This window comes from Streptococcus sp. Marseille-Q8145, assembly GCF_965112035.1.
This window is the reverse complement of record NZ_CBCOPQ010000001.1, coordinates 92,259-118,353: the sequence shown is the minus strand read 5'-3', so window position 1 is coordinate 118,353 and position 26,095 is coordinate 92,259. Positions and strand designations below refer to the sequence as shown.

Here is a 26,095-nt window from a genome sequence, read left to right as displayed (position 1 = left end):
AAGATGAAAACCAAAATAATTGTGATAGTGGGCCCGACGGCAGTTGGGAAAACGGCTCTGAGTATCGAGGTAGCCAAGCGCTTCAATGGCCAAATCATCAGCGGGGATAGTCAGCAGGTTTATCGTGGCTTGGATATTGGCACGGCTAAGATTCGTCCTGAGGAGCAGGAGGGCATTCCCCATCATTTGCTGGATGTGCGGGAGGTTGGAGAAAGCTACTCGGCCTATGATTTTGTGACTGAGGCGGCTCAGGCTATTCGTGAGATTGAGTCTCAAGGTCAGCTTCCCATCATTTGCGGTGGCACAGGGCTCTATATCCAGAGCTTGCTCGAGGGCTACCATCTGGGCGGCTCCGTCCCTCATGAGGAGATTCTGGCCTATCGGGCGCAGCTGGATACTTGGTCAGATGAAGCTTTGTTTGGAAAAATAGCTGAGCTGGGTATCGAGATTCCTCAGCTAAATCGGCGCAGGGCTATGAGGGCGCTGGAGATTACTCATCTAGGAGGTTCCTTAGAAAACAGCCAGCCAGACTATGAGGCCCTGCTGATTTGCCTAGATGATGAGCGACAAAAACTTTATGAGCGAATCAATCAGCGAGTAGATTTGATGATAGAAGCCGGACTTTTAGAAGAAGCCCGCTGGCTGTATGAGCAGGCTCCGACCAGTCAAGCCAGCAAGGGTATTGGCTACAAGGAACTTTTCCCCTACTTTGAAGGTCAGATGAGCCTAGAGGAGGCGGTGGACAAGCTCAAGCAGAATACCCGCCGTTTCGCCAAGCGACAACTGACTTGGTTTCGCAATCGGATGGCCGTGACCTTCTATCAGGTGGGAAATCCAGACTACAAAGAACAGGTTATGGAAGACATCAAGAATTTTTTAGACAAATAGCAGGCTCACCAAGTCTTAGTAAGGATATGAAATGATAGAAACAGAGAAAAAAGTAGAGCGTGTCTTTTTGGTCGGTGTGGAGCTGGCAGACACGGAGAATTTTGACCTATCCATGGAGGAGCTGCAAAGTCTAGCTAAGACGGCAGGGGCTGAGGTAGTCGGTTCCTATAGCCAGAAGCGGGAAAAGTACGACAGCAAGACCTTTGTCGGATCTGGTAAGTTAGAAGAGATCCGGCAGATGGTCGATGCCAAGGAAATCTCAACCGTTATTGTAAATAACCGCCTAGCGCCCCGCCAAAATGTCAATCTAGAGGAAAGCTTGGGGGTCAAGGTCATTGACCGTATGCAGCTAATTTTGGATATTTTTGCCATGAGGGCTAGGAGTCATGAGGGGAAACTTCAGGTACATCTGGCCCAACTCAAGTACCTCCTGCCTCGCTTGGTTGGTCAGGGCATTATGCTCAGCCGTCAGGCAGGTGGCATCGGCTCCCGCGGTCCTGGTGAAAGCCAGCTAGAGCTCAATCGTCGCAGTGTCCGCAATCAGATTCATGATATTGAGCGCCAGCTCAAGGCAGTCGAGAAAAATCGGGCAACCGTTCGTGAAAAACGGCTGGAATCCAGTATTTTCAAAATCGGCCTCATCGGCTACACCAATGCTGGAAAGTCCACTATTATGAACTGCTTGACCAGCAAGAGCCAGTATGAGGCAGACGAGCTTTTTGCGACGCTAGACGCCACAACCAAGAACATCAATCTCAGTGGTCAGCTCAATGTCACTCTGACGGACACAGTTGGCTTCATTCAGGATTTGCCGACGGAGCTAGTATCCAGCTTTAAATCCACACTGGAAGAGAGTAAAAATGTCGATTTGCTGGTACATGTTATTGACGCCAGCGACCCTCATCATGAGGAGCACGAAAAGACCGTTCTGGATATCATGAAAGAGCTTGATATGCTGGATATTCCTCGATTGACTCTCTATAACAAAGCAGACAAGGCGGAGCATTTCACCCCGACCTTGACTCCTTATTCTTTGATTTCAGCTAAGGCGGACAATAGCAGAGCTCTTTTGCAGCAAGTCCTGCTGGAGCGGATGAAAGAGTTATTTTTGCCTTTTACCATCAAGGTAGCTCCGGCTAAAGCTTACAAGATTCATGATTTAGAGAAAGTCGCGATTATCGGACATCGAGAATACATAGACGACATCGAAGTTATTTCAGGCTGGATTGCCGAGAAAAATAAATGGAAACTGGAAGAATTTTATGACTGATTATATAGATTTGGCTCTCAAATACGGCGGTTTTACTAGCCTAGATAGGGTTTACTTAGAGCAAGTGTTGGCTGGTCTGACAGAGGAGCATAAGCTTAGCTTCATCACTCCTCCTCCCAGCGTTATCAATGCTTACTTTGCTGAGCTTTATCAAAAGAAAAGTCCGGAAGCCGCGACAGCCTATTTTTTAGAAATTACCCAAGCGCTGGACTTGTGGAATGCGGAGCCTAGCTTTGTAGAAAATAAACCTTTTGTCCGTCTCAATCTATCTGGCAAGTCCTATGGATTTTGCTATGAGAGCGAGGAAGTCGGCTTGGTCTTTCCTGAAAAGCCAGAGCCAGTAACAGTTGACCTACTCTTTGAAATCGCCCACGTCTTTCCCCAGTACTTGGTCTATGAAGACGCTGGGAGCATAAAAATGGTGCCTCTCAAAGCTGAATCTCAAGTCGTGGACAATCAGGCGCTGACTGCCTTGACCGATTGGCAGCAGCTGGCAGATGGTAGCCAGAGAGTTCTGGGCTATAATCAAGATGAAGTTAATCAGCTAGCCCAGTCCTATGCTGGCAGGAAATACTATCACTCGCAGAATCGCTCTGCCATGATTTATATCATTTAGAAAGAAAAATATGCAATTACAATTTTTAGGAACCGGAGCCGGTCAGCCGTCTAAGGCTCGTAATGTGTCCAGTCTTGTCCTCAAGCTTTTGGAGGAAATCAATGAAGTCTGGATGTTTGACTGCGGCGAGGGCACCCAGAATCGAATCTTGGAAACTACCATCAAACCTCGTAAGATTTCAAAGATTTTCATCACGCACCTGCACGGCGACCACATTTTCGGTTTGCCGGGTTTCCTCTCTAGCCGAGCTTTTCAGGCCAATGAAGAGCAGACGGATTTGGAAATTTATGGGCCAGTCGGTATCAAAAGCTTTGTGATGACAAGCTTGCGCGTGTCTGGTTCTCGTCTGCCTTATCGGATTGATTTTCATGAGTTTGATGAAAATAGTCTGGGCAAGATTCTGGAAACGGACAAGTTCACTGTTTATGCGGATAAGCTAGACCACACGATTTTCTGCGTGGGCTATCGGGTCATGCAGAAAGATTTGGAAGGTACGCTAGATGCGGACAAGCTGCGCGAGGCGGGCGTTCCTTTTGGTCCCCTCTTTGGCCAAGTCAAGAATGGTCAGGATATCGTCCTCGAAGATGGCACGAAGATTATCGCAGCTGATTATATCTCAGCTCCTCGCCCGGGTAAGACCATTACCATCTTGGGTGACACTAGAAAGACTGATTCAAGTGTTCGCTTGGCTGTGGCGGCAGATGTGCTGGTTCATGAAGCGACCTATGGCAAGGGAGATGAAAAGATGGCTCGCAAGCATGGGCATTCGACTAATATGCAGGCTGCGGAAGTTGCTAAGGAAGCCGGTGTCAAACGCCTCCTGCTCAATCATGTCAGTGCCCGTTTCTTATCGAAAGACATTAGCCAAATGCGCCGTGATGCAAGTAGCGTCTTTGAAAATGTCCATGTAGTCAAGGATTTGGAAGAGGTTGAGTTATAATTTCCATTTTAGGACAGTTGTCTTGAGAGGAAAATGGGATGGCAGTTGAAAATCGTTTATTGGATAAAGCTGATTGGTATTTTGAGGATGCATTAACCAACTATCTTTATAGTTACAACTTAAAAAACGAAGAATTGACAAAAGATGATTATCGAGAGGTTCATCGTTGGGCTGCGAATCATATTGGCTTTTTCGTTACTTGGCTCATCCAGCATGATGCAAAGGAAATGATGACTCCTGATGAAGAAACATCACTCCAAAGTATCAAAGACGAGCAAACTTTGGGTGTAGATTATGTTCTAGACTGGTGTGACGGAAAATTGGGAACAATGGATATCAAAAAGGATTTTCAGGCTTTTGTGAACGATTACTATGAACATCAGTACATGAAGGATTATTCTGAATTTGTAGTCAATGACTTATACGATCTACCTTTGGAATTTTTAGGTAGCTGGGAGGATTATCATCTTTTTGCTCCGGTCATTGATCAAGCTTATGCTGACTATTTAGCTGGAAAAAGATTTCATTAAATTAACAACACGAAAGGCATAACAATGCGCACCATCATCATCACTGGAGCTAGCGGTGGGCTGGCTCAGGAAATGGTTCAGCTCTTGCCCCATGACCGACTGATTTTGGTCGGACGGAGCAAGGCTAAGCTGGAAAAACTATATGGAGAAAGAGAAAAACTTGACCTAGTTGAGCTGGATATCACAGATAGCTCAGCTTTAGAAAGATTTGCTGAGCGGATTGACAACCAATACGGCCAAGTCGATGTCCTAGTTAATAACGCTGGCTATGGAATTTTTGAAGAATTTGACAAAATCAGCTCAAGCGATATCGAGAACATGTTTGAAGTCAATACCTTTGCCCTGATGAATCTGTCCCGTATCTTTGGGGCTCGCATGAAGCAGGCAGGTCAAGGACATATCGTCAATATCGTTAGTATGGCCGGCCTCATTGCCAGTAGCAAGTCCAGTCTTTACTCAGCGACTAAGTTTGCGGCTATTGGCTTTTCCAATGCCCTGCGTTTGGAACTCCTGCCTTTTGGGGTCTATGTCACGACGGTGAACCCAGGTCCTATCAAAACAGCCTTTTTCGATCAGGCAGATCCTGATGGTTCCTATGTGAAAGCAGTAGACAAATATATGCTTGAGCCAGACTTTGTAGCAGGCAAAATTGTCAAATCTTTTGGCAAAAAGAAGCGGGAAATGAATCTACCTGGGATTCTCAATCTTGCCCACAAGCTCTATACCCTTTTTCCAAGAATTGCTGACAAGATGGCAGCCAATATGTTTAACTATAAGTGAGGTTTTATGACAGCTAATCTACAAGCCTACAAAGCTCATCTGCAGGCGCCTTGGGGCAAGCTTCAGTATGATATTGTTTTTGCCTTTCTTGAGTCGCTGATGGGCCAGAAAATTCTTGATTTCGGTAGCGGTTTTGGGATTGTGGCTGATTTTCTAGCAGAAAAGAATCAAGTGACCGCCATCGAGCCGAACCCAGAAATGATTGCTGAGCGCAAGCAGGACTTTTATTATGAGCAATTGCAAGGCAGTCTCGAAGTTCTGCAAACATTGCCAGACCAGTCTTTTGATGTCATCATCTGTCATAATGTCTTAGAGTATGTGTCTGAGCCAGCTCTCTATTTAGCAGAATTTTCCCGTCTCTTAAAAAAGGACGGAAAAATTTCTCTGGTCAAGCATCACGAGGTTGGGCGCATTATGCATACAGTGGTTTTTGAAAATGACCCAGAAAAGGCCCAGCAGCTTTTGGCGGGTCAGGCATATCAAACCCACAGCATGGGAGCTGCAAAGGTCTATCAGGTTCAGGAAGTTATCTCAGGTCTGCCATTAGAAGTTGAGGATTATCAGGGAGTACGGATTTTTTACGGGCTGCAATCCAATGACTACAAAACTGCCCCTGACTGGGCTGAAAAGATGCTTGAAATGGAGCTGGCAGTCTGCACCCAATCTCCTTACCGGGACATCGCTGCCTTTCAGCATGTTTGGCTGAGCAAGCACTAAATCTATTTATTAAGCACATCTTCCTAGGGAGAGTATTTATGGCAGAAAGAAATGTCAGAGAGTCAGAGCAGCCGGTCAACTACGCCATGCTCAGTTTGTTTCAGTACCTAGCTTCAATTTTGGTAATTTTGGTGCATTGTCAGCGACTTTTTGAAAATGAAGTCTTGCATTTTACTCAGAAAAGCATGTTTGGTCGCATGGCAGTGCCATTTTTTCTGATTTCATCAGCTTTTATGCTAAAATCCAGCTTGGCTAAGAAGCAGGATATGAAGCTGTACGTTAAGCGTATTTTGAAGCAGTATCTTTTGTGGAGCGGGATTTATGTTCCTTATGCCTTGGCGTATTTTTGGACCTTGCCAGTTCAGAAACATTACGCTCCATTAGCCTTATTGGCTGGTCTTGTGTATATCGGCTTATGTTATCAACTTTGGTACATTCCAGCCTTTCTATTAGGCTTACTGTTGGTCCATTTTTTATATAAGAAATTAGGCCCCAAGAAAACATTTGTCCTTTTACTGGTTCTATATGCCTTAGGTGCTATTGAGACTTATCACGCCTATCTGGCTCCTAGTCTTCTAACAGACTGGTATGATGCTTATGCTAAGCTCTTTTTTACTAGCAGAAATGGTCTCTTCTATACGCCTATTTTTATCTATTTAGGCTACTTTCTAGCTGATTATAGACATATAGAGTTATTACACAAAAAATGCAGGCTTTTACTTCTGCTATCAAGTCTTTTGCTAGTAGCAGAAGGAGTGCTGATTTACTTCAGGCAGGGATTAGATAAAAACTTTTTCTTTGCTCTTATTCCGTTTAGTTTTTTCTTATTCAATTGGCTGTTAAAAACTAGATGGAAGCAAGAAAAAAACTGGAGACATTTAAAAGACCTAAGTATCTTTTATTTCTTCCTTCATCCCATCTTCATTGAGTTATCTTTTTTTCTTCTTAATTTCCAGCATCTGCCCAAGTGGGAAAAGGGCCGTTGGGTCTTCCTTCTGACGATTATCCTGACTCATCTGACTTCAGAATTAGTGATCCGCTGGCGAAGGAAGGGTTAAATTTATCGCTAAAGAATTTGGCATGTTTAAGATGAATAGTTACTATTTCTTTATATCTTGAATATACAATATAAGTGCACAATAAAAACTCATAAGATTTTCTAGTAAAATAGAATTGAACGAACTAGTTACGAAAGGAAATCTTATGAGCTATCACCATTTTACCATAGATGAGCGGGAAAGTATTCTGATTACCGTACAAAGGGACTAAATTTTTCTCAAATTGGAAAATTACTTCATCGTCATCCTTCCAGCATTAGTCGGGAGTGGAAGCGACATTCAAAATCAGGAAGTTATTCTCCCAACAAAGCACAGGCTCTTATAAACTTGCAAAATCACACTGTGGGCGAAAGAGAAAGCTTGAAATAGATCATCATTTAAGCAATACCGTCAAGCACCTTTTTCTTGATTGCCAATGGTCTCCTGAAGAAATAGACGGCCGGTTGTGCCTAGAATATGGGAAATCTGTTATTAGTTATAAAACGATTTATAGAGCCATCTATCGCGGTCATTTTGGCGACAAGCTTTCACACGGTGCTCGTGGTGTGATTCGCAAACTCCCTCATTCTGGGAAAACACGTCATACGAAAGGTCATGTTGAGAACAGAGGGAAAATTCTTATTTCTCATACCATTCATGAAATACCCGAAGAAGCAAACAAGCGAACTAGGGATCGGTGATTGGGAAGCAGACACGGTTGCAGGGAAAACTGGAAAAGCTTGTTTAGTGACTCTAACCGATCGCTATTCTCGTTTTCTTAAAATCAAGAAGGTAGCGGTCAAGAAAAGCAAACTTGTCATAGAGGCTATGGTACAAATGTTGGAGCCTTTGCCGAAAGAAACCGTCATTCCAGATAGAGGAAAAGAATTCACGAATCATCAAGACTTGACCAATCAATTAAAGGTAGGGGTCTATTTTCCAGACCCTCATGCGCCATGGCAACGAGGGACTAATGAGAATACCAATGGATTATTGCGAGAATATTTTCACAAAGGGAGCGACTTAACATTCATTGACGAGCACACCATTCAGCTGTGGGAAGACAAACTAAATAATAGACCACGAAAGTGTCTCAACTGGAAAACTCCTTATGAAGTATTTTATGGTAAAATTGTGCACTTACTTTGACAATTCAAGTCAAATAAAAAGTTAGGCTGAACACTTTTGTATGTCCTTCTACGATTTCAGTGAATTATCCTTTGTATTATCCTTTGTATTATCCTTTGTATTATCTCCTTCAGCTATGCCATAGACTGCTGCTAACTGGATAATTTTCTTTGCCCATTTGCTATGCGGCTTCACTTCATTCATCCGGTTTTCTTTATATCCTTTTATTACACCAATTTGCTGCTGATTTGTATTAAGAATGGTCAGAGCATCTTGGTAGTCTTCTAAACTAACAATGTTATTCTCAGCAATAAGGCTTAGCTGAGAAGGATGGATGCAAGTTTTTCCAATGAATCCATTAAGTTTGTCTAACTCTAGCTCTTTTTTCAATCCATGAGCCCAATTCCCGTCTTGAAATTGGCTATTAAAGTATTCCCATACTGGTCCTGAACAGATATAATCTGCGGAAAAAATATTTAAGATATCTGTTAAACAGTCAGCAATAAGTTTAACATCGTAGATAGTCTGGTGGACATTACGACGAATACCGAAAATATTACTAAAATCAGTTGCACCCACACGGATATTTAAAACTTGCTCTTTATAGGGTTTTAATAACTCTGATATAAAAAGAAGTTCTTCCATTCTGGTATTCTTTTTCATGATGCTCTTGCTTTCAAGAATTGGCATTATGTAAAATGTATGATTTGTTCTTTTGCTAAAATTGTCGAAAACTTGAAGGTAGGCAGGAGCAGTAGTAGAATCAAATTTAGGAAAATTAAATCCAGAAACTAGTTTAAAGATATCAGGAGAAGAATGGTCGAGCATTTGATTAAATTGTTGGTCAGAACGGACTCGGATAAAAATTAAAGGGAGAGAATCAAAATCTAGCTGGCCAGTTTCCAAGGCTTGATTCAGTTTGTCTAAAGTTTCAAAGAGTTGTAATTCAGCTTGATGAACAGTTCCATCTCCAATAGAATCTTCTAGATCTAGACAGATTGAGCTACAGCAAGGATGGAGGCCGGCAATGATTTCATCAACTATCTGAGTTCGATGAGCGGGCATATAAAGAAGTCCAGATATTGCATATTGCAATAAATCTTTTGGGGAATTTTGATTAAATTGGCATCCTTCTTTAAATAGGGGTATAGAATCATAAGTAAATTTCATTCAAATCTTCCATTCAACACTTTTAAGTTTTTTGTTCGAGGACTACTGAAAGAATATCCTCAGCGCCTTCTATTCCTTGATTAACAATCGTATAGCTATCTTTATTATCGATAAGCTGGTAAACTTCACTGTTCTTTGGTATCATTTTTATATCGCCTAAAGATAAGAAGCCAGCATCTAATTTTCCGTCACCTGAAGTAATTAGAAATTCTTCTTTGAGATAGTCTTTTAAAAAAGAAAGAGCCTTTTCTTTAGAAATTTCTTTAGGGATGATGTAAAGTTTAAGCCCCTGAAGAGTGAAAGTCCATTCTAAATTTTTTAAATCTTTTTCAAGACTTGGCAAGATAAATTCTTGAACGATATCCTGATCTTCGGTAACTTTAGTAAAAAAGAATAAATTGTCAACCAAAGATGGAGTTCTAGTTAAGTATTTTTGATATTTAGTTAAAATTTCTAAGATTTTAGGATAATCCAATGCTTGTATTTGTCTAGTTCTTTCGATGTGTTCCTGCCAGACTTTTAAAGGTTGACCTTTATGTAGAATGATTCCACCATTAGCAACAACAGCATAAGGGCAGTCTTGTAGGGGGATAATGCGTGAGAACTGCGCTAGCGAGCGAGTTGTAATTGGAACCAAGTGGATATCACAGCGAGTTTTGACTTGAGCCAGTAATTCCAATGCTCTATGGCTCATATAGGAGATTTCACGTCCGTCTAGATGTTCTACACAAGAAACAGTCTGATAATTTTCAACAAATTTATTAGAATAAATGATGGTTCGATCTAAATCAGTAGCAAAAAGCATAATATTCCTCTCTTTTTTGGGACTGATAGGTGTAAAATTTTAATAGAAAACAAAAATTTCTTTTTTAATTTCAGGTAGTTATATTTAAAGCTTATTAAAGTTAGATTGATTATCTTAAATTATTGGTCAAACTTAAATGACTTAAGAGAATAAATTTTAGTTATCGAAGTGTGTAAATTCATCAAACTATACCAATCTTACTATAAAAGAGCCGATAAGTAAAGGCTGAAACACTAGTGTTTCAGCCTTTCTATAACTAACATTTATTTTGTAAGAGCTTTTCGAATGAAGTCTATTGGGATAATCAGAACAGCAATCGCAAGAGCTACAATATAGTGTTCAATATCCATAGGAACAGTGTTAAAGACCTGTCCACCAAACTGAATGATTAAAGATTGAACAATAGCAATGGAAATCATGACAATTGAGAATTTTTTGTTTTCCGAAATATGTTCAAAAACATTAAGACCAGTACTGCGAGTATTGAGGGAATTGAAGATAATCGCATAGATAAACACAGTAAAGGTGAAGGTAGTCACCATTTCAAAGTTTCCAGTTCCATTAGTGATGAAATCTTGAATACCAGCTACATTTTTAAGAATAGCTAGACAGACAAGAGTAATGAAGATACTAGCAACTCCAATAGCAGACTTCATATATTTTGTCAGAATATTAGCTTTTTTAGCTACTGGCTTTTCATTCATATACCGTTTTAAGGTAGGTTCTTCACCAAATGCCAGAGCAGCTAGAGTATCCATGATGAGGTTAATCCAAAGAATTTGAATAATTGTAAATGGTTCTTTCAGACCAAAAAGAGGAGAGAGAAGAGACATAGCAATAGTAGTTACGTTAACTGTCAGCTGGAAAATAATGAATTTGCCAACTGATTTGCTCATTGTCCGACCGTAAAGTACAGCTTTTTCTATAGAAGTCAAACTATTGTTTAAAATAACTATATCAGAAGCTTCACGGGCAACCTCAGTTCCATCCCCCATAGAGAAACCAACATCAGCAGCTTTAAGAGCAGGAGAGTCATTGACACCATCACCGGTCATACCACAAACCATATCAAGATCTTGTGCTGCTTCAATTAAGCGCTTCTTATCCATTGGTAAGGCACGACTTACAACTTTCATATTAGGGAGTTGCGCTTTTAATTCTTCGTCAGAGAGGTTCTCTAGCTCATCATGGGTTAGGACTAAGTCTGTATCACTGGTAACAATTCCGGCTTCTTTAGCAATAGCGACAGCTGTTTCTTTACGATCCCCTGTAACCATAACTACTTGAACTCCAGCCTTATTCATTGTTTCAACAGTCTGTTTAATGGAATCTCGTACATTGTCTCGAATACATACAACAGAAATCAAGATTTTGTCTGCTCCCTCTTTCTTAAGGATAGCGAGAAGGCGCATAGAACGATTAGCCTGCTCCAAAGAGATCACAGAGAATTTATCTTTATCAGCTGCAGTAAAAGCGGTCTTATTTCCGTCTTTATCAAGATAGAAATGACAATCGTCTAAAATAAATTCTGGTGCTCCTTTGATGTAAATTTCGCCTGACTTAGTTGTAACACTAGCATATTTTTTAGCAGAATTAAACTGTTCTTTTTCAGCAATAGTGTTTGTATCAAAATCTAAGAGATTGCGGTTGATTAGAAAATCTAAAAGAGCACGGTCAGTTGCGTTACTTCCGACAGCTATACCATCTGCAACATTAGCGTCATTATTCAAACCAATACCATGAATAACTTGCTTGAGTAACTTTTCAGACATACTAGAGAAATCAGCAGCAGAACTCTCATCGGTTGTCTCATAAAGAGTTCCATCGCCAAGGAAGAAATCAACAACAGATAGTTTTCCTTCTGTAATTGTTCCAGTTTTATCGCTGAAAAGGATATTCATATAACCAGCTGTTTCAATAGTATCTGGATGGCGAACCAGAATATTCTGAGCTAATAAGCGGCCTGAGTTCATTGAAGACACAAGAGCCAGCATCATAGGCAACCCTTCTGGAACTGCCATGATAATGATAGTCACTGCAAAGAGAATTGTTTCAATTACTAATAAGAAAATAGATGAGAGATTTAAATTATTTGCGGCATTTAAAGCGAGTAAACCAAGAATAAGATTGATGACAGAGTAAGCCGCACCAGCACTGTATCCAAGAACACCAATATTTTCTGCCAGTTTGTTCAATTTCTCTTTTGATGGAGAATCTTTCCCATCCTCTTGGAGAGAGGTATTGATGCTTCCAAGAACAGTATGGTCACCAATATCAGTTGCTTCCATAACAGCTTCACCAGATGTTACCACAGTTCCACGGAAGATTTTTAATTCTGTAAAGAGGTCCTGACTATCTGGTTCTACATGATCACCTAAAGCGATTTTTGTAGCGTCTTCACTTTCTCCATTCAAGATAGCTTGATTTACTTTTAATTCCCCAGCAAGAATAATACCATCAACAGGAATTTTATCACCAGTTTGAAGTAGAATTTGGTCCCCTTTGACAATATCATCTACTAAAATTTCTTTAAGTTTACCGTCACGATAGACTTTAGCATTAGTTTTGCTTGCTTCTTCTTGTAATGTATTAAACTTTTGCTCATTTTGATATTGTGAGATAGCTGAAAATCCAGTTGATAGAAGAATGGCAAAAATCAAGGAAATTGCTTCGTACCAATTTGCTTCACCAATACCTGGGAAAATCATACCGATAAAGTTGAAAATAATCTTGAGACCTAAGGCTGCAAGTAGAATCAAAATCCACTGGTCTTTAAATGATTCAATAAAAATGGAGAGAAGTGAATTGGCTTCTTTACTGGAAAGTTTATTGTCACCATGAGCTGATTTACTTGCTGCAACCTCAGCTGAGCTTAGCCCTTTAAAGTTATTCATTTGGTTTATTTGTCCTTTCTAAAAATAAAGAGGCTGAGACAATAGTGTTCAGTCTCTTTTTCGCATGTCAATAAAACTTGATATGGCTACTGTTTGTCTTTAGCTAAAGAGTGCAGCTATACCATTTAAATCAGCCTGTTTTCCTTCACCGATGGTGTGGAAAGCCCAAGTTGAACCATCTCTTACGAGTTCTGCAAAGACAACAGCTGTATCGGTCGAATAATCATCTTTCAGCTGGAATTTACAAAGTTCAGAATTGTTCTCGACATTAACTAAGCGAACATAGGAATTATTAACCATGCCAAATGTTTGACGACGAGTGATAGCCTGATCGATGGTAACGGCGCAAATGACCTTATGGATACTTGGTGAGAGAGCAGCTAAATCCAAACTGATAACTTCATCATCACCATCTCCTGCACCCGTACGGTTATCACCATTTAAGTAAATCCCAGGAGCAGTTTTGTTATTATAAAAAATGACATCACTAGCAGAAGTAATTTTACCTGCTTCATTTAATAGGAAAGCAGAAATATCAAGGTCAAAATCGGCACCGCCGGCAGAGATATCCCAACCAGCGCATAAGTCAACTTTTGTAAGGCCTGGAGCAGCTTTAGCTAAGTCCAGAATAGTATTTTTTTCTAAATCAAGAGATACACCTCCCGTTGCAGGAGCAACTTCAGTGGGTGTTGGAGTAGGGTTGGCAGGTCCGCCAAGTGAGGTGAAATTAATAGCCATGAGAGATTCCTTTCTGATTAACGGTAAGATTTTTCAATGTCTTGGATTGAAGCGTTTAGGTATTCTCCAACTGCTTTGAAAGTCCAACCATTGACAGTGCGTGTAAGTTCAGCAAATTTAACGGCCGTCGCTTTACCACCATCTTCTGATAAATTGAAGCGAGCGATTTCTTTTTCAGGACGTTGTGCCTGATCAACTAAACGAACGTAGGCATTCTTTACTTGGCCAAAATATTGTTTGCGATTTTTACCAGAATAGATAACAACTGCTACAACGATTTGAGCCACGTCTGGATGAATATTATTGAAATTCACAAACATGTTTTCATCATCACCGTCACCAGCACCAGTAAGGTTATCATGATCTAACTGAATACCTTGAGATTTCTTTTTACCGAAATAGACAAGACCATTAACTGAACGGATCAAATGACCAGAAGCATCAAGAAGGAAGGCGCAAAGATCAAGGTCGAAGTCGGAGCCAAAGAAACTTGTCTTAACATCCCATCCTGCTGATACTCGGATATTTTCTAAAGAGAAATCCGTTTTAGAAAGATTAAGGAAGTCATTCTTTGCGAGGTTAAGCATGCCTCCTTTATTTAAATCGAGTGTAACTTCACGCCCTTCCGTACTAACTGTTTGAATAGGTGTGTTAGCAGCAGGAGCTTGAGTTTGTTGCTCATCTCCACCAAATAATTTACCAAAAAGTCCCATAATATTTTCCTTTCTATTTTCTTAATTACATATAGCGAGACAAGAGTTGGTTGAGGTCAGCAATAGCTCCCTCACCGATTGCTTCAAAGGCCCAGCCATTAGCTGTCCGACTAAGAGAACAAGCTGTTACAGAAGTATCAGCAGAATAACTGTCACTCAATTCATAGCGGCAGATTTCCTGTTCGTTATTATCAGCATCTAGGAGGCGGACGAAAGCATTTTTAATCATGCCAAAAGTCTGACGTTTAGTGACTGCATCAAAAATAGTAATGAAGAAGACAATTTTCTTAATTCGAGGTTCAATTGCATCAAGATTAATTTGGATTCGTTCATCGTCGCCTTCGCCTTCTCCAGTACGGTTATCACCTTCAAGACGAATTCCAGCTGCAGACATATTATTGAAGAAAATAACATCATTTGGTACTTGTGCAACGCGGCCGTTTTCTTCAACTAAGAAGGCAGCTAAGTCAAGGTCAGCAGTGGGTCCAGCAACAGCCATATCCCATCCGCCACCTAGAATACAATTTTTTAATGCAGGAGCCTGCTTTGTTAAATCTAAAACGCTCCCTTTAGAGAGGTTAAGAGGAGCAGCAGAGCTGCCAGAGTTTAAATGAGTGAAATCCATATAGATATTCCTTTCTGAATCATAATATTTTTAAAACTCTTTAGCTTAAGGGAAGCCAAGTAAGAGTTATTGCTACCATATCTTAAGTGATATCAATGACCGCTTATAAAACCTTTTTCAGCCATGTCAGATTTCATATGTTCTAACTCAATAGAATCACTTTTTCGCTTTTCAGCAATTTGATTATTGATCTGCTTGGTTTCTTCAATTCCTTTTTTGATTGTCTCATAAGTTGTACGAAGAGTCTCCATTTGAATAGAGCTTCCACCAGCCATACGAGCAATATTAACAGATTGATTAGCAGTATTTTGTGCATTACGAATTAGAAGTTCATTTGTTTTTTCATCCAATTGTTTGATAGACTTAGCTTGAATTTCCTGTCTTTTTAATTGAATAGCTTGAACCAAACATTGCTTGAAGATTGGCAATGTGATAATAAAGGAAGAATTGATTTTCCGCATCAGATTAAAGTTAGACATTTGCATGGTCTGAATCATAGGACAGGTTTGCATGGCCACGTTTTCAGCAATTTGCAAGTCATAAGTTCGTTGAGCGAGCATATCTTTAATCATACTTAGCTTTTGCTGTTGAGTTTGTTTTTCTTGATCTGTTATATCTGTACGAGTCGCGATCTGATTGCTGTATTCTTCGATTTCTTCTTGAGCGATCTCGCCAGCAACAATATATTTTTCTAATTCTTCATAGTAAGCCACATTCGTTTTATATTGTTTTTCCAAATTTTCTTGGGTTTGGTGAATCTGAACTTCATATTGCTTCAATATGGTATAAATCTGATCAACTTCTTTACCCATATCTTCATATTTAGCAAAAAGTTTATCAATATTATTCCTTATTTTACCAAATAATTTTTGCAGAGCAGATGCTTTTTCTGGATTTTCAATTTCTTTAATATCGAATTTATCCATGATTTTAGTGAGTTGGACGAGCATTCGAGAAGCTTCCTCTGCATCTACTCTCCGCATAGAAGATAGTAGAGCATCAGATATTTGAGAAATCCCTTCACTCGGTTTTTGACCGAAAGCCATAATTGAGTTGACATTAGTAATATCAATCTCATTGGTGAGGTTCTGAACCTCAGGCAGTGATCTCAGCTTCTGCTTATAGGCTAAATTGTCAGCTAGCACTTCTGGTTTAGCAAGTTCAAGTTCAGTTGATTTAATCTCTTGGGGAGTCGAATCAAAACTTCCTGTGTTGATGGGCATATTGTTTTCCTTTCTTTAATTAAAAAGTTTACTGAAGAAATTTTGTTTTTTCTGCTTTCGTTGAATAGCTTGAAAACTTTGCTCATAGTTTATAACATCTAACCTGATAGTGTTAAAGTACTCTGCATTAATATAAGAGTTCAGGTCAGATAAGCCGGCAGGTGAAAAAATGATGATGTCAAAACCAATTTTTCCAAGATAGGCAAGGACATAGCAAGTATTTTTTGATAACTGAGTTTCGCCTTCCAAGAAAAATACAATCTTGGGTATAAAGCCAGTAAAATCAAAGCTATCTATGAGTCGAATTACTCTTTTATCCAACTGTAGAATCAACAATGCAAAGTTTAATATTTCTTCTTTGGATACTGTCAATGGTTGTTTGAATAGTCGAGTATCAGCAATGGTTTCGTTAATCTTATTGAGAAGGAATTTTTCTGTTTCATCGTTATAAGGAGCATAGCGATAGAATGGGAGCTTCATAATCTCCTCAATATCAAAACTTCCATTACTGAGTTGACAAAACATAAGCTGATACTTATCGGAATCATTAATTTCGTGAGTAATCAGTTCATCACCATTGGATGTTAAAACGAGCGTATTATCAGACGAAGAGCAGATATTGACCAAATGGGCATACTTGTCAATTGGATTATATTCTCCCTCTATTTCAAAAAAGAAATGTGGGACATAGACTGTTTTCTCAACGGTCTTAAATCCGTTCCGAACTTTTGCGGGTGCGTTCCAATTTTGTTCTACATCAATTAAAGTTGAATTGAAGAAAATGGGGCTTGTCGTTCCATTTCGGAACTGCCAAGGCCTATAAATGCCAGAATTTGTAAATAACTGTTCTTCAATTTGTGTTTCTATATCCAGTGTAATTGAACGATTTTCCTCTATAATTTGTCCATTTTTAGCTCTTTCTGTCCAACTTTGGATAGGCAGGATTTGAGTGTTTTTATGGACAGTACTGATTTGATCAGAGTCAACTTGAGCAAAATTTTCATCATCTTTTAGTGGATTGATATAAATGACATCAAATCCAAAGCGATTTAGTAACAGCAAGAAATATATATCGTGTCTTGAAATACTACCATAGTAGATGCACTTGTTTGTAAGGTAATCTCTATCTTGATAGGATAAGCTAAAAATATGTAAGTATGCATAGAGTAGCATTTTGCATATAAAATTATTTCTCACGCTGTTATTCAGGAAATTTTCTTGACGGATAGCAAGGTTTGTTATATATTCAAGAGAAATCAGAAATTGGTGATTGAGCTCTGCATCTTCAAAGAGTGTAATATCCTGACTGGCTATTTGACTAACTTCCATTGAAGCAAGCTCGTTTTTTATGCTGTTAATGAAATCAAAATCTGCATCCATTGGGATTTGGCCGTCAAAGTAAATAGTGTGAGTTGAATCCTCTTGAGCTTTTACCAAAATAGTTTTTAATACACTATCATATTTACTTTGATTTTCAACCCCGATATATCGTGTAAAAACAGGAGCGAAAGTGGCTTGTATTCCTTTTCGTTCTGTGATTGAACGCCAAAGTTCAAAGGGCAGATTTTGCAGACTGGTCGACATGAAATATACCTGCTTTCTACGATTATAATGTCACATCTTTTGTCTTCTTTGTATAAAAGTTAAACGAAGAGTGCAGATGGTTTGCTTTGTACCTCCTAAATCACTGGAGATAGCTTATTAAAGTCTGCTCTCCCCTGCTTTATAGATACCATTGTATATTTATAAAATGGTCTTTGTCAAGAGATAAACTATAAATCAGCGACTTCCTTTATAATGCCACAAACATTATATTTCTGTAAGTTGACATATTCGATTGGGATCTGCTTTTCTTCACATAATTGAAGGATATGTTTAAGGTATTTTTGATTAGCCTTTTCTCGAATTAATACCCTGTCTGGAAGGCGCCTAAGCAGGACTCTAGTTGTCTCACCAACTCCTGGTTTTATTTTATTGATATCACTAATATTGTAGGATTGGGCGATTTTCTTAACTTCGTCCAAGCCTTTGAAATCCTCATTGAGCTCTTCTTGTGAAGGATTAAAATAATCTAATTGAACTTGGTCAAAATAGGATTGCACTTTATCTAAGAATTCCAATGAATGGTCGTAAGCTTCGTTTTCTGCATAATAAACGGCTCCGTGAAGCTCGTCGTCACTCATTTCTTTTAATTTGACCGTCCTGCTGACGAGGCCGCTGACAGTAGCATTTAAGCAAGCGCTAGGAATTAAAAAGTCCTGACGAGTACCATAAAGCGGTGTTACCGAAGCTGGATCACTGAGTACAGCTAGAGTAGGATCAAGTTCGGAAAAGAGTTTATTTTCCTCTGCTAACCTCTGGCAGGCTTCTTCTAGGACAGTATTTATTGCTCCTTTTCCAACCCAACCATCCACGAATTGAATATCTTTAGGATGGTGCTTGTTGGCTATAATATTCATGGCGGCTATGTCAATCCCTTTACCTCTAATGATAGAAATACTATAATGTGGCACATCAAGCTGATACTTATAGTGAAGGTACCTTTTTATTAGAATACCTATAGGAGTCCCTGCCCTTGCTAAGGAAACTAAAACAAGATTTTCTCCTTTTTTCTTGAAAATCTTTTCAGAAAGACTTGCTATAGCGTTAGCAGTCTCAAAAGAAAGAGTTGCGAGGCTTTCTTGATAGATTTTCATATAGCGCTCTGTTGGGGCATATTCTAGAGGTAGCATTTCGGAATAGTGAACGCCCTGTTGATTTAACTTTTCTCTTTCAGCAGTGTCTAATACAGGAACCTTTCCACGCACATCTTGTAAGAGGATGGTTACATCGGATTCAGGGTAACTAGTTTTTACTAAATTCATAAAAGCCTTTCTTATTGTTTAACAAAAATTAATGTTTGCTTACTAAAGGGCTGCAGTTTATTTTGAAGAGCTGTTCGAAATGCATCAGTCATAACCTCATAGACGATGATAATTTGGTCATAATGACGTTCAATATCATAAAGGAAAGTCATTCTATTCGTTTCGTAAGCACTGGCCAAAGCTATGCCGTTATGGAAAAGATAGTTGTCTTCACTGGAGAGGGAAATAGGACTTCTTGTGGTGGAGCGAACCTCTGCATCAAGTTCTTGGGCTAGTCTAATTGGTAACCACATGTTTTCCTCAGTTCCAATGACGGCTATTGTTTCTTCTTTAGATTTCCGAGAGACTTGCGAAGTCAATCGATTTAGAGCAGTTTTTTGGAAGACTAAAAACTCTTCTTTAGTGAGACCTGTTCGAGGATTGAGGTTGTCAGATAAATGATAGTGAACGTCTGAAGTTAGTCTTGGTTTTTCCAGTGTTGTTTCTTTCAGTTCTATGAGAGGAGTATTATCTCTCATTTGTCCACTGACTAGGTATATCCTTTTGATTTCTTTTTCTTGAAAAATCTTACGATTCTTTGTATTTTGCCAGTTTAATATAGAAGCGGCTGCAAAAGAAATACCGTCTTTAACTTTTTGAAATTTTTCAATAAAGTTAACAATTGTATTTCCTGTTGTTATTTCATCTTCGATAAACAAGACAGTATCGTAGTCAGGAATATCTGAGCGATAATATAATTTTTGTGTACTTGCATGTGAATGCTCTTCTTCGAAAGAGATATTTTGGATATCTGTGTTAATGCTTTCTCGAGTAGTCTGTAAATAAAAGACAGTTTTCAGATCTTTATTTTCCAAGGCCATATGCATGATTGCCTGGGCGATCCCAGTAGCCGTCTCTGAAAAACCAACAACCAAAATACGCTTGTCAGAAGGAATTTGCCTTTTTATTTCTTGATAGAGTTCGTAAAATAGCTGCAGCGTGTTATGGGCTTTAACAGGATAATGCTTAGCTTGATATTTATTAACAAATAAATAGTCTCGATTGGGATTATTATTTCGCTTGCAAATAGCAACCATATCATTGATAACGAAGGAACTCTTATTTTCTTCTATATTAACAAAATCTTCTACTTTTAAAAGATAGGTCATTATTATTCCTTTCAAAGTTTGCAATTAATTAACCTTTATTGTCTTAGTATATCACTAATTATTTCAACTGTCATTTTTATACTTCAGACAAATCTTGACAATCATATTGAGGATATTGTGATATAATAATAAAAACATTTCAAAAGAATTTTCCCTATGTTTGAACATCTACAGCAGCAGCTGGCTTTTACCAATGAGCTGGAAAAACTGAAAGCCACTCATAGGAACAACAGAACCTTGGATGCCTATCGTTTTGAGAATTCTGCTGAGCATAGTTGGCAGGGAGCGCCTATGGCGCTAGTCTTTCGAGAATATATCCCCTAAGAAGTCAATCTGGAAAATGTCTTGTCTATGTTATTGATTCATGATTTGGGAGAAATATATGCTGGTGATACCTTTATCTTTGACGACGCGGGCAAGAGCGATTCTTACGATAGAGAGCTGGACTCCTTGAAAATCAGTTTGAACAAGCTGCCGTCAGATCATCAGGGTTCCTTTTTAGAGCTTTGGCAGGAATTTGAAACCGGCATTAGCATAGAGGCTAAATATGCTCGAGTGCTGGACGCTCTGGTTCCTCTGCTCAATCACTTGGAAGTGGCCCAGCCCCATGACAATCCTCATGGCCTGACCAAGTCGCAGGTTATTGCGAAAAAATCCTTTATACAAGAAACCTCTGAAACTCTTTGGGAATTGGCTCAGGAAGTTATTGAGCAAAGCGTTGCCAAGGGACTATACCTGGATGAGTGAGGCTGAGAGCCTTACTCGAAGATAAGAAGTTTGAGACTGGTTGAACCAGTCTTTTCATGTTATAATATTCAGACAAGATTGAACGGAGAAAGTGTTTCACTTATCATGATTAGCTCAAAATACGACTGGCAGTTTGCCACTAATTTTACAGATGAAAAATTTTTAAAAAAGGCTAAGAAAGCTGGGCTAGAACCCGCAGCTGCTAGTCTTCTTTATCAAAGAGGTGTGCAGACTGAAGAGGCCTTGCAGGAATTTTTGGAGCCTAGTTTAGACCAGCTTCACGATCCTTATGACCTGCATGATATGGAGCGAGCAGTGGAGCGCATTCGTGCAGCGATTGAGAATTACGAGCAGATATTGATCTATGGCGATTATGATGCTGATGGTATGACTTCGGCATCGATTGTCAAGGAAGCTTTGGAGCAGCTGGGGGCTGAGTGTCAGGTTTATCTGCCCAATCGCTTTACGGACGGCTATGGTCCTAATAGCAGTGTTTACAAGTATTTTATTGAAAATCAAGGCATCTCGCTCATTATTACAGTGGATAATGGAGTGGCGGGCCTTGAAGCGATCGAGCTGGCCCAGTCTCTGGGCGTGGATGTCATCGTGACGGATCATCACTCCATGCCTGAGGAACTGCCAAACGCCTATGCGATTGTCCATCCGGAACATAGCGGAGCGGATTATCCTTTCAAGCATCTGGCTGGTTGTGGGGTGGCTTTTAAGCTGGCAACAGCCTTGCTGGAAGAAGTCCAAGTAGAACTTTTGGACTTAGTTGCCATCGGCACCATTGCCGATATGGTCAGTCTGACGGGAGAAAATCGAATTTTGGTCAAATACGGCCTTTCTGTTCTTAAAAACACTCAGCGTGTGGGTCTTCAGGAGCTCTTTAAAATCGCAGGCATTCAGCCAGACGAACTGGATGAAGAGACGGTTGGTTTCCAGCTTGCCCCCCGACTCAATGCCTTGGGAAGGCTGGATGATCCCAATCCAGCGATTGAGCTTTTGACTGGCTTTGATGACGAAGAAGCTCGTGATATTGCGCTTATGATTAACCAGAAAAATGACGAGCGCAAGGAAATCGTCCAGCAGATTTATGAAGAAGCACAAACCATGCTGGACCCTAAGAGACCAGTGCAGGTGTTGGCCAAGGAAGGCTGGAATCCCGGTGTGCTCGGAATTGTCGCTGGGCGCTTGCTGGAAGAGTTGCACCAGCCAGTCATAGTGCTTAATATCGATGATGGTATCGCTAAGGGCAGCGCCCGCAGTATTGAAGCGGTCAATATTTTTGAGGCCTTGGACAGTCACCGTGACCTTTTTGTAGCCTTTGGCGGCCATGCTGGAGCAGCTGGTATGACACTTGAAGCAGACAAGCTGGCGGAGCTTGCTGACATCTTGACAGCTTATATCTTAGACAATGATTTAGATTTAACTGGCAAAACAACTCTGTATTTAGATGAGGAGCTACATCTGCCAGAACTGACCCTCGACACACTCAAAAGTTTTGAAAAACTGGCGCCTTTTGGCATGGATAATAAGAAGCCGCTTTTTTATCTCAAGGACTTTAAAGTGGACAATGCTCGGACTATGGGGGCTGGCAATAGCCATCTCAAGCTGAAAATTTCTCAGGAAGACGCATCTTTTGAAGTAGTTGCCTTTGGGCAAGGAAGCCTGGCGACAGAGTTTGCCCAAACCAAGAATCTGGAGCTAGCTGTCAGCCTCTCTGTCAATAAATGGAATGGACAGACTAGTCTTCAGCTCATGCTGGTAGATGCGCGTGTTGACGGCGTTCAGCTTTTCAATATCCGAGGAAAAAATGCGACACTGCCTGACAAGGTTCCAGTCTTGCGTTTCACAGAGGAATTGCCGGATTTGACAAATAGCAGAGCAGTTGTGGTTTATGACCTGCCCGATGACTTGCAGGATTTGAAGAAAATTCTTCAATCTCAGGATTTTGAAGCGATTTACTTTAAGAATGAGATTACCAAACCTTACTATCTGACCGGTTATGGTACTCGTGAGCAATTTGCTAAACTCTACAAGACCATCTACCAGTTCCCTGAGTTTGACGTTCGCTATAAACTTAAAGAGTTGGCGGCTTACCTGAAAATCGACCCGATTCTCTTGGTCAAAATGATTCAGATTTTTGAAGAGCTGGGCTTTGTCAGCATCACCGAAGGCGTCATGACGGTCAATAAGGAAGCTGAAAAGAAAGAAATTGATAGCAGTCACATTTACCAAGACCTCAAGCGTCTAGTCAAAGAGCAAGAACTCATGGCTCTGGGCACTGTGCAGGAGATTTACGACTATCTCATGGATTGCTAGGGAAAAGGCCTTCTTGTTTTACAAATCTTTCATATCTAAAAATATTTGAAAGTCTGCTAGAGCCTTTTTGAATAAAACATGGTATAATAGAGAGTAAAAAATTTTTTGAAAGAAAGAACATTATGAATTTAAAAGATTACATTGCAACCATTGAAAACTACCCAACGGAAGGGATTCTCTTCCGTGATATTAGCCCTTTGATGGCTGATGGGAATGCCTATAGCTACGCTGTACGTGAAATTGTTCAGTATGCGACTGACAAGGAAATCGACATGATCGTCGGTCCAGAAGCGCGTGGCTTTATCGTAGGCTGTCCAGTTGCCTTTGAATTAGGAGTTGGCTTTGCTCCTGTCCGTAAGCCAGGCAAGCTTCCACGTGAAGTTATCTCAGCGGACTATGAAAAAGAGTATGGTGTAGATACTCTGACTATGCATGCAGATGCAATCAAACCTGGTCAACGCGTTCTGATTGTCGATGACCTTCTTGCGACTGGTGGAACTGTTAAGGCAACGATTGAGATGATTGAGCGCCTTGGCGGAGTTGTTGCTGGTTGTGCCTTCCTCATCGAGTTGGATGAGCTTAAAGGCCGTGAAGCAATTGGCGATTATGACTACAAGGTATTGATGCATTACTAAAGATATAGCTTATTACTATATCTAGTTAGAGAAAAAGTATAATTGAAAACTATATCTCCTTTGAGTATAATGAGTATATTAAACAAAAGGAGATATTTTTATGCCTATCAAGATTGATAAGAAGCTTCCAGCAGTTGAAATTTTAAGCTCTGAGAATATCTTTGTCATGGATGATGACCGGGCAGATCATCAGGATATCCGCCCTTTGAATATCTTGATACTCAATCTTATGCCCCAGAAAATGGTGACGGAAACTCAGATTTTGCGTCATTTGGCCAATACGCCCTTGCAGCTGACCATTGAGTTTCTTTATATGACTTCTCATACGTCAAAGACTACCCAAGTGGAGCATATGCAGACCTTTTACAAGACTTTTGATGAGGTCAAACATCGTTTCTTTGATGGCTTGATTATCACAGGAGCGCCAGTAGAACATCTTCCTTTTGAGGCGGTGGACTATTGGGAGGAATTCCAGCAGGTGATTGAATGGTCCAAGACTCATGTCTTTTCGACTTTGCATATCTGCTGGGGGGCTCAGGCTGGCCTTTATGCCCGCTATGGCGTAGATAAGCACCAGATGGAAGAGAAACTTTCGGGTGTTTACGAGCAGTCGGCTCCAAGCAATAATCTGCTTTTTAGAGGCTTTGATGATGAATTTATCACGCCTCATTCAAGGCATACAGAAGTACTGAAAGAAGACATTCTGAATCTGACCAATCTAGAAATTCTCTCTGAGGGAGAAAAGACAGGCTTGTCCGTCTTGGCGAGCCGTGACTTGCGAGAGGTGTATAGCTTCGGTCATATGGAGTACGACCGTGATACCCTTGCCAAGGAGTATTTCCGTGACTTGGAAGCGGGCAAGGATCCTCATATTCCTGAGAATTACTTCAAGAATGATGATGTGAATGCGACTCCTTGTCTGCGCTGGAGTTTGGCGGCAGCTCTCTTTTTCAGTAATTGGGTCAATTATGCAGTCTATCAAGAAACGCCATTTGATTGGCAAAGTCCAGAGAATGATGCATCCTTCTTTGCTTATTTATAAAGAGGTACTATGACTTATTTAGCAGCTTACAAAAATGGCAACTTGGTTCTTCCAAGTGCCCTCTTTTTGCATTTTAAAGACATTTTTGATTCCAGTGATGATTTTTTGGTCTGGCAGTTTTTCTATTTGCAAAATACCACCTCATTGGAGGAATTTGCGCCCAGTCAGATTGCGGAGAATATTGGCAAGACCTTGTCCGAGGTCAATCGTTCTATGTCCCATCTGACAGAAAAAGGCTTGCTCCAGTACAGAACCATTGAACTGAATGGGGAAATTGAAGCGATTTTTGATGCTTCACCAGCCTTAGAAAAGCTAGATGAGCTTTTGGAGACTTCTGGTCCTACTGGGTCAAGGCCAGTGTCGGATGGTAACCTTCTTAAGGAACTGGTTGAAACCTTCCAGCAAGAATTGGGTCGTCTTTTGACTCCATTTGAAATTGAGGATTTGACCAAGACCATTAAGGATGATCAAACCAATCCAGATTTGGTCAAGGCTGCCTTACGCGAAGCGGTTTTCAATGGCAAGCCTAATTGGAAATATATCCAGGCAATCTTGCGTAATTGGCGGCGGGAAGGTATTACAACCCAAGCTCAAGTAGAAGCCAAACGGGCGGAGCGTGAAGCAAGTAATCCACAGAATGTAACGGTTTCGGATGATTTTCTCAATGCCATGAATTTGTGGAAGGACTAGTTACAAGTAAGTGTGGTGGGGCTGTGCGAAATTTTTAATGTTTTGCTTTTCTTTCTACTATCTAGTTTCAGATTTAAAGAGCTTCAAGTCATTATAAATAGTTCCAACTCTGAGTTATTGCTCAGCAATCGCTGGCCATTGATCAATTATCAACCATATTAATAGTTTCTGAACATAATAAGGCGAGACTGAACCATTTTTCTTTCAGTCTCTTTTTGGTTTTAGAACCTGTGATTTTGAGGAGTTGTGATATAATGAAAAGGTATGTTGATAATTCCATAAATAAAAGGAGAAGCAAAGATAGGACAAATTAAATCAAACACTATTTCAGCTGGATCTGCTATTAGCGAGCTAGTTGGAGTTGATACTAGCAATGCACAAAATCAACAAGTAGAATTTTTCTATACAACAGGGATTGCTGGAATGGAAGCTGGCCGTCAAGCCTGCAATCAAATGTTGCAGGCTATCAGTGACTTTAGTGCAGCTGTCCTGATTCAGGCCAATAAATTTCCAGATATTGCTGCAAAAATTGAAAAACGAGATATAGAGGAAGCTAAGCGCTAGGAGAGT

Annotated in this window: 23 protein-coding genes and 2 pseudogenes; 15 read left to right on the top strand and 10 right to left on the bottom strand. The window is 40.1% G+C overall.

The features are described 5' to 3' along the window. Window positions 1-3 precede the first annotated feature (3 nt). The 9 genes and pseudogenes from miaA (at window position 4) to ACWPVL_RS00610 (ending at window position 7,927) form a co-directional block, all read left to right on the top strand. Window positions 4-888: a tRNA (adenosine(37)-N6)-dimethylallyltransferase MiaA gene (miaA, locus tag ACWPVL_RS00650; RefSeq protein ID WP_414295252.1), complete on the top strand. Its 885-nt coding sequence runs from the start codon at window positions 4-6 to the stop codon at window positions 886-888. A gap of 31 nt (window positions 889-919) precedes the next feature. Then, complete coding sequence (gene hflX / locus ACWPVL_RS00645; RefSeq protein WP_414295253.1) at window positions 920-2,158, top strand: GTPase HflX; 1,239 nt, start codon at window positions 920-922, stop codon at window positions 2,156-2,158. After that, window positions 2,151-2,774: a cystathionine beta-lyase gene (locus ACWPVL_RS00640; protein WP_414295254.1), complete on the top strand. Its 624-nt coding sequence runs from the start codon at window positions 2,151-2,153 to the stop codon at window positions 2,772-2,774. Before hflX ends, ACWPVL_RS00640 begins: the two co-directional genes overlap by 8 nt. A gap of 10 nt (window positions 2,775-2,784) precedes the next feature. Beyond that, a complete protein-coding gene (gene rnz / locus ACWPVL_RS00635; RefSeq protein WP_414295255.1) occupies window positions 2,785-3,714 on the top strand; it encodes a ribonuclease Z in 930 nt (309 codons plus the stop codon). A 38-nt stretch (window positions 3,715-3,752) separates the two neighbouring features. Further along, window positions 3,753-4,244, top strand: a complete 492-nt coding sequence (locus tag ACWPVL_RS00630; RefSeq protein WP_454386188.1) for a DUF7832 domain-containing protein — start codon at window positions 3,753-3,755, stop codon at window positions 4,242-4,244. 24 nt (window positions 4,245-4,268) lie between these two features. Continuing rightward, entirely contained in the window at window positions 4,269-5,024 is a 756-nt protein-coding gene (locus ACWPVL_RS00625; RefSeq protein ID WP_454386186.1) for an SDR family NAD(P)-dependent oxidoreductase, read from the top strand. Window positions 5,025-5,030: 6 nt separating this feature from the next. After that, window positions 5,031-5,741, top strand: a complete 711-nt coding sequence (locus ACWPVL_RS00620; RefSeq protein WP_454386184.1) for a class I SAM-dependent methyltransferase — start codon at window positions 5,031-5,033, stop codon at window positions 5,739-5,741. Between the two features lie 38 nt (window positions 5,742-5,779). After that, the gene (locus tag ACWPVL_RS00615) at window positions 5,780-6,799 is read left to right on the top strand and encodes an acyltransferase family protein (RefSeq protein ID WP_454386182.1); all 1,020 of its coding nucleotides are present in this window, start codon (window positions 5,780-5,782) and stop codon (window positions 6,797-6,799) included. A gap of 145 nt (window positions 6,800-6,944) precedes the next feature. Then, a pseudogene (locus ACWPVL_RS00610) lies at window positions 6,945-7,927 on the top strand (IS30 family transposase). A 48-nt stretch (window positions 7,928-7,975) separates the two neighbouring features. Here ACWPVL_RS00610 and ACWPVL_RS00605 read toward each other — a convergent pair. The 10 genes from ACWPVL_RS00605 to ACWPVL_RS00560 form a co-directional block, all read right to left on the bottom strand. Continuing rightward, entirely contained in the window at window positions 7,976-9,076 is a 1,101-nt protein-coding gene (locus ACWPVL_RS00605; RefSeq protein WP_454386180.1) for an HpcH/HpaI aldolase/citrate lyase family protein, read from the bottom strand. A gap of 22 nt (window positions 9,077-9,098) precedes the next feature. Continuing rightward, on the bottom strand, window positions 9,099-9,881 hold the full coding sequence (locus tag ACWPVL_RS00600) for an HAD family hydrolase (protein WP_454386178.1): 783 nt from the start codon (window positions 9,879-9,881) through the stop codon (window positions 9,099-9,101). Window positions 9,882-10,144: 263 nt separating this feature from the next. Further along, window positions 10,145-12,775 carry a calcium-translocating P-type ATPase, PMCA-type gene (locus ACWPVL_RS00595; RefSeq protein WP_454386176.1) on the bottom strand — a complete coding sequence of 877 codons (2,631 nt, stop codon included), beginning with the start codon at window positions 12,773-12,775 and terminating at the stop codon, window positions 10,145-10,147. 99 nt (window positions 12,776-12,874) lie between these two features. Further along, window positions 12,875-13,513: a TerD family protein gene (locus ACWPVL_RS00590; RefSeq protein WP_454386174.1), complete on the bottom strand. Its 639-nt coding sequence runs from the start codon at window positions 13,511-13,513 to the stop codon at window positions 12,875-12,877. A gap of 17 nt (window positions 13,514-13,530) precedes the next feature. After that, complete coding sequence (locus ACWPVL_RS00585) at window positions 13,531-14,226, bottom strand: TerD family protein (RefSeq protein WP_454386172.1); 696 nt, start codon at window positions 14,224-14,226, stop codon at window positions 13,531-13,533. Window positions 14,227-14,251: 25 nt separating this feature from the next. Then, window positions 14,252-14,851 carry a TerD family protein gene (locus ACWPVL_RS00580; protein WP_015605135.1) on the bottom strand — a complete coding sequence of 200 codons (600 nt, stop codon included), beginning with the start codon at window positions 14,849-14,851 and terminating at the stop codon, window positions 14,252-14,254. 92 nt (window positions 14,852-14,943) lie between these two features. Continuing rightward, window positions 14,944-16,074 carry a toxic anion resistance protein gene (locus ACWPVL_RS00575; protein WP_125370516.1) on the bottom strand — a complete coding sequence of 377 codons (1,131 nt, stop codon included), beginning with the start codon at window positions 16,072-16,074 and terminating at the stop codon, window positions 14,944-14,946. A 15-nt stretch (window positions 16,075-16,089) separates the two neighbouring features. After that, a complete protein-coding gene (locus tag ACWPVL_RS00570) occupies window positions 16,090-17,658 on the bottom strand; it encodes a YceG family protein (RefSeq protein WP_454386169.1) in 1,569 nt (522 codons plus the stop codon). Between the two features lie 188 nt (window positions 17,659-17,846). Beyond that, window positions 17,847-18,938, bottom strand: a complete 1,092-nt coding sequence (locus ACWPVL_RS00565; protein WP_015605132.1) for a cysteine protease StiP family protein — start codon at window positions 18,936-18,938, stop codon at window positions 17,847-17,849. Between the two features lie 11 nt (window positions 18,939-18,949). Further along, window positions 18,950-20,086 carry a phosphoribosyltransferase domain-containing protein gene (locus ACWPVL_RS00560; RefSeq protein ID WP_125370513.1) on the bottom strand — a complete coding sequence of 379 codons (1,137 nt, stop codon included), beginning with the start codon at window positions 20,084-20,086 and terminating at the stop codon, window positions 18,950-18,952. A 156-nt stretch (window positions 20,087-20,242) separates the two neighbouring features. On the opposite strand from ACWPVL_RS00560, the pseudogene ACWPVL_RS00555 reads away from it, so the two are divergent. The 6 genes and pseudogenes from ACWPVL_RS00555 (at window position 20,243) to ACWPVL_RS00530 (ending at window position 26,089) form a co-directional block, all read left to right on the top strand. Beyond that, a pseudogene (locus tag ACWPVL_RS00555) lies at window positions 20,243-20,833 on the top strand (HD domain-containing protein). A 105-nt stretch (window positions 20,834-20,938) separates the two neighbouring features. After that, a complete protein-coding gene (gene recJ, locus ACWPVL_RS00550; RefSeq protein WP_454386803.1) occupies window positions 20,939-23,158 on the top strand; it encodes a single-stranded-DNA-specific exonuclease RecJ in 2,220 nt (739 codons plus the stop codon). A 122-nt stretch (window positions 23,159-23,280) separates the two neighbouring features. Further along, window positions 23,281-23,793, top strand: coding sequence for an adenine phosphoribosyltransferase (locus ACWPVL_RS00545; protein ID WP_005590499.1), 513 nt, complete (start codon window positions 23,281-23,283; stop codon window positions 23,791-23,793). Between the two features lie 100 nt (window positions 23,794-23,893). Then, complete coding sequence (metA, locus tag ACWPVL_RS00540) at window positions 23,894-24,835, top strand: homoserine O-acetyltransferase MetA (RefSeq protein WP_314044331.1); 942 nt, start codon at window positions 23,894-23,896, stop codon at window positions 24,833-24,835. 9 nt (window positions 24,836-24,844) lie between these two features. After that, window positions 24,845-25,525 carry a DnaD domain-containing protein gene (locus tag ACWPVL_RS00535; protein ID WP_454386165.1) on the top strand — a complete coding sequence of 227 codons (681 nt, stop codon included), beginning with the start codon at window positions 24,845-24,847 and terminating at the stop codon, window positions 25,523-25,525. A 300-nt stretch (window positions 25,526-25,825) separates the two neighbouring features. Further along, window positions 25,826-26,089 carry a TIGR04197 family type VII secretion effector gene (locus ACWPVL_RS00530; protein WP_454386801.1) on the top strand — a complete coding sequence of 88 codons (264 nt, stop codon included), beginning with the start codon at window positions 25,826-25,828 and terminating at the stop codon, window positions 26,087-26,089. Window positions 26,090-26,095: the final 6 nt, after the last annotated feature.

Bases quoted from the DNA above. Each gene is read 5' to 3' on its own strand.
- ACWPVL_RS00580 (WP_015605135.1), bottom strand. From the start codon at position 14,851: ATGGATTTCACTCATTTAAACTCTGGCAGCTCTGCTGCTCCTCTTAAC.
- ACWPVL_RS00615 (WP_454386182.1), top strand. From the start codon at position 5,780: ATGGCAGAAAGAAATGTCAGAGAGTCAGAGCAGCCGGTCAACTACGCC.
- ACWPVL_RS00575 (WP_125370516.1), bottom strand. From the start codon at position 16,074: ATGCCCATCAACACAGGAAGTTTTGATTCGACTCCCCAAGAGATTAAA.
- ACWPVL_RS00585 (WP_454386172.1), bottom strand. From the start codon at position 14,226: ATGGGACTTTTTGGTAAATTATTTGGTGGAGATGAGCAACAAACTCAA.
- ACWPVL_RS00545 (WP_005590499.1), top strand. From the start codon at position 23,281: ATGAATTTAAAAGATTACATTGCAACCATTGAAAACTACCCAACGGAA.
- ACWPVL_RS00565 (WP_015605132.1), bottom strand. From the start codon at position 18,938: ATGAATTTAGTAAAAACTAGTTACCCTGAATCCGATGTAACCATCCTC.
- ACWPVL_RS00620 (WP_454386184.1), top strand. From the start codon at position 5,031: ATGACAGCTAATCTACAAGCCTACAAAGCTCATCTGCAGGCGCCTTGG.
- ACWPVL_RS00535 (WP_454386165.1), top strand. From the start codon at position 24,845: ATGACTTATTTAGCAGCTTACAAAAATGGCAACTTGGTTCTTCCAAGT.
- ACWPVL_RS00590 (WP_454386174.1), bottom strand. From the start codon at position 13,513: ATGGCTATTAATTTCACCTCACTTGGCGGACCTGCCAACCCTACTCCA.
- rnz (WP_414295255.1), top strand. From the start codon at position 2,785: ATGCAATTACAATTTTTAGGAACCGGAGCCGGTCAGCCGTCTAAGGCT.
- ACWPVL_RS00625 (WP_454386186.1), top strand. From the start codon at position 4,269: ATGCGCACCATCATCATCACTGGAGCTAGCGGTGGGCTGGCTCAGGAA.
- ACWPVL_RS00600 (WP_454386178.1), bottom strand. From the start codon at position 9,881: ATGCTTTTTGCTACTGATTTAGATCGAACCATCATTTATTCTAATAAA.
- miaA (WP_414295252.1), top strand. From the start codon at position 4: ATGAAAACCAAAATAATTGTGATAGTGGGCCCGACGGCAGTTGGGAAA.
- ACWPVL_RS00640 (WP_414295254.1), top strand. From the start codon at position 2,151: ATGACTGATTATATAGATTTGGCTCTCAAATACGGCGGTTTTACTAGC.
- recJ (WP_454386803.1), top strand. From the start codon at position 20,939: ATGATTAGCTCAAAATACGACTGGCAGTTTGCCACTAATTTTACAGAT.
- ACWPVL_RS00605 (WP_454386180.1), bottom strand. From the start codon at position 9,076: ATGAAATTTACTTATGATTCTATACCCCTATTTAAAGAAGGATGCCAA.
- ACWPVL_RS00630 (WP_454386188.1), top strand. From the start codon at position 3,753: ATGGCAGTTGAAAATCGTTTATTGGATAAAGCTGATTGGTATTTTGAG.
- hflX (WP_414295253.1), top strand. From the start codon at position 920: ATGATAGAAACAGAGAAAAAAGTAGAGCGTGTCTTTTTGGTCGGTGTG.
- metA (WP_314044331.1), top strand. From the start codon at position 23,894: ATGCCTATCAAGATTGATAAGAAGCTTCCAGCAGTTGAAATTTTAAGC.
- ACWPVL_RS00570 (WP_454386169.1), bottom strand. From the start codon at position 17,658: ATGTCGACCAGTCTGCAAAATCTGCCCTTTGAACTTTGGCGTTCAATC.
- ACWPVL_RS00560 (WP_125370513.1), bottom strand. From the start codon at position 20,086: ATGACCTATCTTTTAAAAGTAGAAGATTTTGTTAATATAGAAGAAAAT.
- ACWPVL_RS00595 (WP_454386176.1), bottom strand. From the start codon at position 12,775: ATGAATAACTTTAAAGGGCTAAGCTCAGCTGAGGTTGCAGCAAGTAAA.